We start from the raw sequence: 9,822 nt of genomic DNA, 5'->3' as shown, positions 1-9,822 counted from the left end.
CTGATCCTCCTGGGGATTGATTTACTTGTTATCATAACATCCACTCATTTTCACTAAAAATACCGAGTATCTCAATCCGATCTTTAGCCGTATTGATCCGATAAGGAATCACATATCCGTTGAAAACCAACTCTCTGAGATCTTTATCTTTTGATCTGGACGATTGTCGGCATTTGTAGGGAAAATGAGGTAAATTTATAATTTGATCACTCAAATCACTGTTAAATTTCTCAGCTCTTTTAAAAGAATCTTGGGCGATAAAGTCAATAATCACCTCTAACTCCGCAAAGAACCGATCCGTTTTATGCACTTGCATATTTGAGCCTTATTCTCTCCATCATTCCATCCATTCCCTCTTTGAACGGAGTCAATGGCATCGTCCCATCATCGATCTCCTGGATTCGCCTTTTAAGCTCCTGTGCAAAAGGATCGTTTTCGAGATCAACCTTCTGGAGGTGTTCTTCGGTTTTAAGCGGCTCTACCGTGACAACATCTTTGAGTTGTTCCAAAAACCACATCACCTTTTCTACCGCTGAATCTTCAATTTTTAATGTCAATGTTTTCATCTGATCCTCCTAGGGATTTTTAATACACTTCATCGTGTGTTCCGATATCGATAAGAATAATTTGCTCATCGACGATCATTAAAATCAATATGATCCGGTATTCGTAGGTCAAACGAACCGCATGAAACTTCTCTAAACTGCCTTGGAGTTTGTGCAGTTTTAGTGAAGGCTCAAACGGATCGTTTTGGAGTTTTTTGAGAAGGGTTCCATATTTGTCAAGCAAATCCGGATGCTTTTTAAAGAACTTGACTTCTCTTTTGAGATAGCTTTTCTCTTTATCTAATCGCATTTTTCAATTCCGCAATATGATCATCGATATCACCTATCGGCTCAATACCGCTGTAATCACCACGATTTATTTTCTCTAATACTTCTAAACAATGCTTTTCGTCGATTTTAAATTCATCATCTGTTTTTTGTACTTGAAAATTTTTTACCACATCACTTTTGAGTAAATCTATCATCGCCATAAATTGCTCAAACTTACTGTCTTCTATTTCTAACATTATGGTTTTCATCTGATCCTCCTCGGGATTTTACGGCACACACACTCAGGGCTCGGTAGCATTTACACTCTGACCCGTTTTTCCTAATCGGTTAGTATCGACCATTGTCCCTCTTTTCTAAAACATTATAAGAGGAGACGCCATTTTTTGATTGTAGTGCTATGTAGATTAAAGAGGGATTAAGAGAAAAAAACACTTGACGTTTGTTTTTTGTGTGTTATAATCGAAATCACATCAATATCATTACAAGGTGGGTCAAATTATGAATATCTCTCTCGTCGGACGCCACATCGAGCTCAGCGATGCAATAAAAGATCATCTGATGCACTCTATCGATACATTATCCAAGTACCATCTCGACCTTATCAGTGTCAACGCGGTTGCAAGCGCAAATGAACGTAAAAAAGGGGTTACGATCGAATTTACGATCAACGTTGCCGGAAAAAATACCATTGTGATCACCCAGCGAGACGATGATCTTTACGCCGCGATCGATATCGCGATCGATCGTGCCCAAAAAGCGCTCCGCCGTTTGCACGACCGAATCTCGGATCATAAAAACGAGGGGATGAACGAAGCAAAACTTGCCGCTGCCCAGACGATCGATCTGCATGCAGCGAATGAAGCGTTAGAAGATGAGATCGTTCCGACAGAGTTAGTCCTCTACAAACCTCAAGAGGTCGCCGAAGTGTTGGAGAAACTCAAAGAGAGCACCAAAGTTTTTGAAGTATTTTACGATAACGACGGAAAAATGCGGGTTATGTATAAACGCACTGACGGTAAATTCGGGCTGTATTAATAACTATTCCTACTTTTCTTTTTAGAAAGAAAAATAGACAAAAGAAAATCGCCCTCACACCAAAACGCCGGCGGTACGCTTTTGCCCTACGGCAAGCGACCTTGCTCTTGGTGAGATGTGAGGGCAAGATTATTATCTAACCACTTTTTTACTTCTTGAACGATTTCCTCATCTTCAGCGATATCCGCCCACCGAAACGCTCTACCGCTTTGGATACTCCCTTCCAGCAAATCGCCGCTTGATCGGAATTTAAGATCGAGTGCCGCAATCTCAAACCCGCTCGTGCAGCTGCTAAACGCTTCGAGTCTCTCATTTTTACCGCTTTTGTTCGTATAGAGATAACAATATCCCTGTAACCCCGTCCGGCTCACCCGGCCGCGCAGCTGATGAAGTGTCGAGAGCCCCAACCGTTCGGCTCCGACGATGACGACCGTGGAGAGGTTCGGAAGCGAAATACCCACCTCTACGACTGTAGTGGCGAGAAGAATGGATCCGTGAGAACGAAATGCCATTAATACCGCCTCTTTTTCTTTGTCTTTGCCGTGGGTGACATAAACATTCTCAAAATTTTTCTCCCAGTATCCCCGTGCTTCATCGATACTTTGGTAGTTAATACTCTCGCTTTGTTCCACCAGCGGATAGACGATAAGGACCTGATGCTGCAGCGCGATTTCGGAACGGATATGTTCCAGCAGGGGGGGGAAATCGCTTTTACCGATCACACGTGTCGCAATGTTTTTCGTAAACGGAGTTTGGACGATCAGGCTCACATCGATATGAGCCGAATCAATCATCGCCTGCGTACGGGGGATCGGAGTGGCCGAGAACTGGAGATAATGGGGTGAAGTCTCGTTATCGGTGAGGCGGGTGAGGGAATGGCGCTGCGCCGTACCGAAACGGTGCTGTTCGTCTACCATCACCAACCCTGCTTCGGGAAGATCGCGATGAAGCAGTGCGTGAGTACCGATAATAAAATCATACCCCTCCAATGACCCTTTTTTTGTTGCATTTGTCACAAGGGCAATGCGCAAAGCGGGGAGGAATTTTTGAGCCTCCTCGTACAATTGAGCGGCAAGGATCGTCGTCGGTGCCATCAGAATGGATCGATAAGGACGCATCAGGACGACCGAAGCTAAAATCACCATCGTTTTCCCCGATCCGACATCACCAACGATCATCCGTCGCGACGCATAATTTCCCGAGAGATCGCGCCGGATCTCTCCAATCGCATTTTTTTGATCCTCCGTCAGTTCAAACGGGAGGCTCTGTATCCAACCGCTAATATCTCCTGAGGCACGGTAGCGTGTCGTATGATAGCGGCGTTTGAGACGAAGACGGCGCATGTACTCAAAGAGTTCGGCAAACTTAAGGGCATACAGTTGCGGTTCACTGAGGGGTCCGGGAAACTCGGGAAAATGGACGGAAAAAAGTTCACGGGCTATTTTTTCCGGTAACCCCTCTGAAATCAATCCTGCTACAGTGATGTTTTTCTGAACCAATCGGCGCATCACATCGACGCGCAGAGGGGTTTTATACATGGGAACGAGAGAACCGACGGCGGAGATTTTGAGAGGATGAATGAGCTGCCATCTCCCCTGCTCCAGCACCGCTTTTCCGCTGAAAAACCCCCTTTCTCCCCGTGAAAACTGATGGATCATATACGGTTTGGGATGGAAGATTATCCCCTCTATTACACTATCGAGATTGTGGGCAAAAAAAGTGATTTTAAGAGATTTCGGGGTGCGGACTACGTGTTCCACTGTTGCATCAATGACACACGAAGCATTGTGGACGATTTCGATACTTAAACGGCGATCTTCGAATGACGCGGGGGCAATGAGGGAGAGTGCCGTAAGACTTCCGACTCCCAAACGATGAAATTTATCGATATCTTCGGGCGGTAATTGAGATTGCTTCGTCATTGCATTTCTCGCAATGACGTTATTTTGTCACAATCGCATAGCTGAGATTATTAATTTCACTGTGGCGTTTGATAAAATCGTTCAAATCTTCCAACGTCAAATTACGGATAAACTCCAGCTCTTGGAGGGAATATCCCAACGGTTTGCCTTGATAATACTCGCTAAAGGTTCGACCCAAACGCTGAGAGAGGGTTTCGACCCGAAGCGGTTCGGAACCGAGGAGAAACTTGCGGGCCTGATCAAGCTCACTCTGGGTTACCCCGTCACGGACAAAGGTATCGATAACCTCTACCACCGTTTTTTTTGCTTCTTCACCCGATTCCAGCTTGGTTTGGAGATATCCGCTGAAGTAGGTATTGGTTTTCGCAACGCTCAGACGCGAATATGCAGAATACGCCAGCCCCCGTTTCACACGGATCTCTTCCAGCAACCGACTGCCAAATCCGCTGGAACCGAGAATAAACATGGCGACACGCGCTTTGTAAAACTCAGGATCACCCTCACGCATTTCAAAAGGGGAACCGAAATACAGATACGCCTGCTCCGTCTGAGGACGTTTTAGAATCGACTCTTTGGGAGTTTTTCGCGGTTCATAATAGCGTGGGCTTCCCGTTTTTCCGATTTCCAAGCCACTTAGAAGTTTGATAACTTTCTCTTTGGCTACTGCATCGGAGATATCCCCGCCGATCACAATCAGGGCATTCGAGAGGACAAGATGGGAAGAGACAAACGATTTGACACTTTCGAGTTTGATCTGTTTGATACTTGCTTTTGTCCCGATATTAGGTACCGCCATAGGAGTCCCCTCAAACAGTACCGATTTGAGCTCATCGGAAGCTACCGTATCAAAATCAGCCTCTTTTCGCGCTATTTCGCTGAGGGTTATTGTTTTGATTTTTTCCAGCGTTTTATCAGTGAAGTTAGGTTCACGCAACTGTTCACTCAATAGTGAAAGTCCCGTATCAAACTCCTCTTTCAAACTTCCGAGTTCTACGACGAACGTCTCATTTCCTGCATGGGCACTCAACTGAATCGCGCGGGCCTCCAAGGCATCGGCAAAACCGACGGAACCCCGTTTGCGTGACCCTTCGTTTAACATTTTGGCACTCAAACGGGCCAAACCTGCGACTTTTCCCTCATCGATGCTTCCGCTGCCGGTAAATACCAACTGCATCGAGACAATCGGAAGGCGTTTGTCTTCTTCGAATATAAATGGGATTTTAACCCCCTGAACCTCTATAAAATCCAATGTGCTTGCCATAAGTGCTTGCCCTAATAATAAAATCGCTACCACAATATTACGTATCCAAACCGGCAAAGCCGTTTTGGATAGCGGGGACACCTTTGTCCCCTGCACCCCCCTAAAGCTTTTCGCATCAATGCGAAAGATAAAAAATGCTTTAGGTACTCCTTTTTTCATGCGAATTTTTCTAGTATCTCATACGCGGTGTTACGAATTGCGGGGGTTTCGCCAACATCGCGGATAAGACGGATCATCTCGTCTTTCGCCATCCGAAATCCGGCCCCGGCACTGCGTACCACATTCTCTTCCATCATCGTAGACCCCAAATCGTTTGCGCCGAACAAAAGTGCCATCTGACCGATATAAGGTCCCTGGGTTACCCATGAGCTTTGGATATTGGGGAAGTTATCCAAAAAAAGACGGGATACTGCGAGAAGCCTGAGGTAGCGGTTCGAAGATTGTTTCTCAATCTCGGGATGCTCTTCCATCAACTGGGTATTCATTCCCTGAAACGACCACATAATAAACGCCCGAAATCCCCCCGTCTCGTCTTGAAGATCGCGGATCAGGTTCCAATGCTCGATAATCTCTTCATCGGTTTCCACGGTCCCGTACATCATCGTTGCCGTCGATTTTATTCCGAGTTTGTGGGCTTGACGATGAACATCCACCCACTCTAACGAATCCATTTTTTTCGGAGCGATAATATCGCGGACACGATCGCTCAAAATCTCAGCCCCTGCTCCGGGGATGGATGAAAGCCCTTTGGCTTTTAGACGTGATAGACACTCCTGGATCGTGATTCGCGATACTTTGGCAATGTAATCGAGTTCAATCGAAGAAAATCCATGAATCGTAATTTGCGGATATTTCGTATGAATGTGTTCGACAAGATCTTCATACCACTCAATTTTGAGCTTGGGATGAACACCTCCCTGAAACAAAATCTGCGTTCCGCCGATTTCAAGAAGCTCTTCGATTTTTTGGTCGATCTCATCAAAGGTGAGAACATACGCATCTTCGTCTTTTCCGTGTCGGTAGAAAGCGCAAAATTTGCAATCGACCCAGCAGACGTTGGTATAGTTGATGTTGCGATCGACGACAAAAGTCGTAATCCCTTCAGGATGCAGCTCACGTTTACGAGCCGTCGCCATACGGCCGAGTTCTTTGAGATCACCGTGGCGAATCAGTTCAAGTGCTTGTTCTTTAGTAAGGCGCATATCGTTTTATTTATCTCTTGAAATCGCGTCAAGAACACCGTTAATAAATTTTGGCGACTGCTCGCTTCCGAACGCTTTCGCCACTTCGATCGCTTCGTTGATAATAACGGCAGAATCAAGCTCACCGAACATAATCTCATACGCACCCAAACGGAGTGTCGCACGTTCAATGGAACCCAAACGGTCAAAATCCCAGTCTTTGAGATGTTTAACGATTGCCTCGTCCACCTGTGCCAAATGCTCCGTCACCCCTTTGAACAAGTCAAGGGCGAAATCACGTTGTTTGTTACGAATTTTTTTCTCTTCGAGAATCTCATCACTAAAATCGGCGATCGTCTGGTTTCCCAAATCGTATGCGTACAATAAACTTACTACTGCCATGCGGGCTTGATGACGTGTTGCCATTAGTTGATTGCCTCATAAAGATCAAGCAACTCAATCACAACGGTCATTGCTTCAAAACCTTTATTCCCCGCTTTTGTCCCTGCACGCTCAATCGCCTGTTCAATCGTATCGGTGGTCAAAAGCCCGAAAGAGACCGGTTTTTTGTGTTTCAAACTCACCGTTGCAATCCCTTTGGTCGCTTCTGCGGAAACATAATCAAAATGAGGGGTTGAACCGCGGATAACCGCACCGAGTGCACAGATCGCATCGTATTTTCCCGTATTTAAAAGTTGGTCAATCACCATCGGAAGCTCAAATGCACCCGGTGCCAAAACGTGGGTAACATCTTCTTCTTGTCCGCCGTGTCGTGCGTAAGCGTCTTTTGCCCCTTCAACCAATCTATCCACAATAAAATGGTTCCAACGTGTACTAACAATCGCCACTTTCTTGCCGGGGATAACGCGTAGTTTTCCTTCAATCAAATTCATAAAAATCCTTTTCTTTAAATTTCGTCATCCCCGCGAAGGCGGGGATCCAGCTAGATTCCCGCCTTCGCGGGAATGACAAGTTATTTGATTTCGTTTAGGCGTAATAACTGCTCGCTCAAAACTTCTAATTGTTCTAATTTTAGCATATTTGGTCCGTCGCTGAGTGCACAGATCGGATCGAAATGGGTTTCGAAGAAAAATCCGTCCACGCCGACTGCTGCCGCAGCACGTGCTAGGTGGGGAACCATCGAACTGTCCCCTCCGGTTTTTCCCGTTCCGGTTCCCGGCATCTGAACCGAGTGGGTCGCATCAAAGATCACCGGAGCGTATTCACGCATAATGACGAGGGAGCGCATATCGACCACAAGATTGCCATATCCGAACGAAGACCCCCGTTCACACAGTAAAACACCGTGCTTTTGAGAAGCTTCATAGCTTACCTCATCACATCCGCGGGTTTTCAATACTTTTCCAACCGAAAAGCGCATGTCCGCGGGGGTCATGAACTGCCCTTTTTTGATGTTGACGATTTTATCCGTTTTGGCTGCCGCAACGAGCAAATCAGTCTGACGGCATAAAAAAGCGGGAATCTGTAACATATCAACGACTTCAGCCGCAATAGGAACCTGATAGCTCTCATGCACATCGGTAACGATTTTATAACCGAAATCCTCTTTTACCTTTTGCAAGATCCGAAGCCCCTCTTCGATCCCCGGGCCGCGATAGCTATCAAGCGAGGTACGGTTGGCTTTATCAAAACTCGATTTGAAATAGAAATCAAATCGCGGGTCATTTTGGTAACGCTCGAGCGATGCAGCAATTTTAAAAATCGACTCTTCGCTCTCGATGACACACGGTCCGGCAAGAAGGATCATAAACGCTCCTATAAGTTATTAGTCATATTGTACTCATTTTCGTTTAAAGGACATTGAGCCAATCGCGTTGGCGGCAACGACTGCCGAACTAAACGCCCACTGGAAGTTGTATCCCCCCAGTTCCCCCGTCACATCGACCGTCTCTCCAATAAAGTAAAGTCCGCGCACTTTTATACTCTCCATGGTTTGCGCATCTATCTCTTCACACTCGATCCCCCCTCGGCACGCCTCAGCTTTGCTGAGACCAAACGTCCCGGACGGTGCCATCGCATAGTGGCGGATGGATAAAAGTTTTTCCCATTCGTCATCCTGTAAACGGTTGCAAGGTTTGTCTTCCAACACCACCGCATCCAAAAACGCTTTGATAAACCGTTTCGGCAGCGGCAATGCGGTACTGAGCAGTTTTTTCTCTTTTTGAATCTTTTTCAGATCAAAATCGGGAAGAAAATCAATGACTATTTCCCCCTTATGCCAATACAACGATGCCGAGAGGACAACAAGACCGCTGATCCCTTTGTGGGCAAAAAGGAGATCCTCATCCAGTCTCTTCCCGGCTACATGAATGCGAGCGGGAAAACTGATTCCGCTGAGTTCTTTCATCCAAAATTCTTTGGGCTGCAAGGTCAACCCGACCAATGCGGGGGCAAACGGAACCGTTTTAATGGCGTAATGGTGCGCTATTTTGAGGCCGATATCGGTTGCTCCGAGCTCTTTATAGCTTGCTCCGCCGGTGGCTATAACGACTTTATCCGCACTGAACTTTCCCTTATCCGTCGCAATCACAAAGGGTGTTTCCCCCTCAACGGAGAGGATTTTATGCCCCAAAACAAGATCGCATCCGCCGGAGCGTCCCATCAAAATCGAAATCACCTCATCGGAACTTTTGGGGCAGAAATAATAGCGCTCTTTTCGGATTACCGGACGTAATCCGCCGTCTCGAAAATAGTCCAGAAGAGCTTTTTGCCCAAATGTTTTTAAAGCCTGTTTGACTAACGCCTCAGAGCCTAAAAAATGGGTCTCATCCACCTCAACATTCGTTAAGTTGCACTTGCCCCCGCCGCTGGCTTTGAGCTTCAATGCCGGCCGGTTGTTTCCCTCAATAATAGCGATAGAAAGGGAGGTGTTTTGACGCAGCTGTGCGGCGCACATCAGTCCGCTTGCACCGCCGCCGAGGATAATCACATCGTAATGTTTCATTTAACGCTTGATAAGTCGAAGAGCAAGACCCAAGCTCAACAGTGAAATCGCGATAATATGGGTCGTTTCTAATGTACGGTATCCGAGCAGGAGATGGATAATGACCAACACCACCCCGATGTAGAGGAGTTTGTACCATGCCTTCACCTGAGGTGCGATGGAAAGTACCAGCAAAGCCGCCAATCCTACCGTTAAAAAGAGGTGGGTAACAAACAATCTCCCCATTATCGGGAGAGAAAAACCGTGCGCCGCGATAAACAATAACAGATGCAACAGGACGTAAACGATCGCAAAAGCACCCAACAGTTTTTTGAACTCGACCAGATCGAATCGTACATAGGTACGAAGCGGATTAACCCAAAATGCGAAGATGAGTAGCCATAGAGCAGAGATCCCCGCCATTTTTGAGAGAAAATAGAGTTTGTTTTGTACCACGGGAAGGCTAAACGAAAAAGTATTCTCACCCCATACAACCAGTTCATCAAACCACTCAATTCCGATTCCGTAGAAAAAGAAAATCCCCATTGCCATCATTGGGATTAAAGATAAAAAGACAATTATATATTTCATGTTGAAAGTGTATCGAAATCTCTCTTGGATATAATTGCATTTAATTAACATT

The 9,822-nt window shown here is 46.1% G+C and carries 13 protein-coding genes; 1 reads left to right on the top strand and 12 read right to left on the bottom strand.

Annotation, left to right across the window (positions count from 1 at the left end):
• Positions 1 to 31 precede the first annotated feature (31 nt).
• From WB308_RS05470 to WB308_RS05455, 4 genes are read right to left on the bottom strand one after another with little or no spacing between them, the layout of a single operon-like run.
• The gene (locus WB308_RS05470; protein ID WP_424189777.1) at positions 32 to 316 is read right to left on the bottom strand and encodes a type II toxin-antitoxin system RelE/ParE family toxin; all 285 of its coding nucleotides are present in this window, start codon (positions 314 to 316) and stop codon (positions 32 to 34) included.
• Complete coding sequence (locus WB308_RS05465) at positions 303 to 566, bottom strand: hypothetical protein (protein ID WP_424189775.1); 264 nt, start codon at positions 564 to 566, stop codon at positions 303 to 305. The genes WB308_RS05470 and WB308_RS05465 overlap by 14 nt, the downstream gene beginning before the upstream one ends.
• A 19-nt stretch (positions 567 to 585) precedes the next feature.
• Positions 586 to 855 carry a type II toxin-antitoxin system YafQ family toxin gene (locus WB308_RS05460; RefSeq protein ID WP_424189773.1) on the bottom strand — a complete coding sequence of 90 codons (270 nt, stop codon included), beginning with the start codon at positions 853 to 855 and terminating at the stop codon, positions 586 to 588.
• Positions 842 to 1,084, bottom strand: coding sequence for a hypothetical protein (locus WB308_RS05455; protein WP_424189771.1), 243 nt, complete (start codon positions 1,082 to 1,084; stop codon positions 842 to 844). Before WB308_RS05455 ends, WB308_RS05460 begins: the two co-directional genes overlap by 14 nt.
• 250 nt (positions 1,085 to 1,334) lie before the next feature.
• Here WB308_RS05455 and hpf point away from each other — a divergent pair, with 250 nt between their 5' ends.
• The gene (gene hpf, locus WB308_RS05450; RefSeq protein WP_424189769.1) at positions 1,335 to 1,871 is read left to right on the top strand and encodes a ribosome hibernation-promoting factor, HPF/YfiA family; all 537 of its coding nucleotides are present in this window, start codon (positions 1,335 to 1,337) and stop codon (positions 1,869 to 1,871) included.
• A gap of 86 nt (positions 1,872 to 1,957) precedes the next feature.
• Here hpf and recG read toward each other — a convergent pair whose 3' ends face one another.
• From recG to WB308_RS05410, 8 genes are all read right to left on the bottom strand, one after another.
• Entirely contained in the window at positions 1,958 to 3,793 is a 1,836-nt protein-coding gene (gene recG, locus WB308_RS05445; protein ID WP_424189767.1) for an ATP-dependent DNA helicase RecG, read from the bottom strand.
• Between the two features lie 19 nt (positions 3,794 to 3,812).
• A complete protein-coding gene (locus WB308_RS05440; protein ID WP_424189765.1) occupies positions 3,813 to 5,213 on the bottom strand; it encodes a M16 family metallopeptidase in 1,401 nt (466 codons plus the stop codon).
• Positions 5,210 to 6,256, bottom strand: a complete 1,047-nt coding sequence (locus tag WB308_RS05435; protein ID WP_424189763.1) for a dehypoxanthine futalosine cyclase — start codon at positions 6,254 to 6,256, stop codon at positions 5,210 to 5,212. Before WB308_RS05435 ends, WB308_RS05440 begins: the two co-directional genes overlap by 4 nt.
• Positions 6,257 to 6,262: 6 nt before the next feature.
• Positions 6,263 to 6,661, bottom strand: a complete 399-nt coding sequence (nusB, locus tag WB308_RS05430; RefSeq protein ID WP_424189761.1) for a transcription antitermination factor NusB — start codon at positions 6,659 to 6,661, stop codon at positions 6,263 to 6,265.
• Complete coding sequence (gene ribH, locus WB308_RS05425) at positions 6,661 to 7,128, bottom strand: 6,7-dimethyl-8-ribityllumazine synthase (protein ID WP_424189759.1); 468 nt, start codon at positions 7,126 to 7,128, stop codon at positions 6,661 to 6,663. Before ribH ends, nusB begins: the two co-directional genes overlap by 1 nt.
• Before the next feature lie 80 nt (positions 7,129 to 7,208).
• Entirely contained in the window at positions 7,209 to 8,003 is a 795-nt protein-coding gene (gene kdsA, locus WB308_RS05420; protein WP_424189757.1) for a 3-deoxy-8-phosphooctulonate synthase, read from the bottom strand.
• Between the two features lie 33 nt (positions 8,004 to 8,036).
• Entirely contained in the window at positions 8,037 to 9,200 is a 1,164-nt protein-coding gene (locus WB308_RS05415) for an NAD(P)/FAD-dependent oxidoreductase (RefSeq protein WP_424189755.1), read from the bottom strand.
• Entirely contained in the window at positions 9,201 to 9,770 is a 570-nt protein-coding gene (locus WB308_RS05410; protein WP_424189753.1) for a hypothetical protein, read from the bottom strand. It abuts the gene before it with no gap.
• Between the last annotated feature and the right edge of the window lie 52 nt (positions 9,771 to 9,822).

This window comes from Sulfuricurvum sp. (assembly GCF_049587615.1).
In the GTDB taxonomy this organism is placed as follows: Bacteria; Campylobacterota; Campylobacteria; order Campylobacterales; family Sulfurimonadaceae; genus Sulfuricurvum.
The sequence above is the reverse complement of the archived record's forward strand: the minus strand, read 5'-3'. Positions and strand labels throughout refer to the sequence as shown.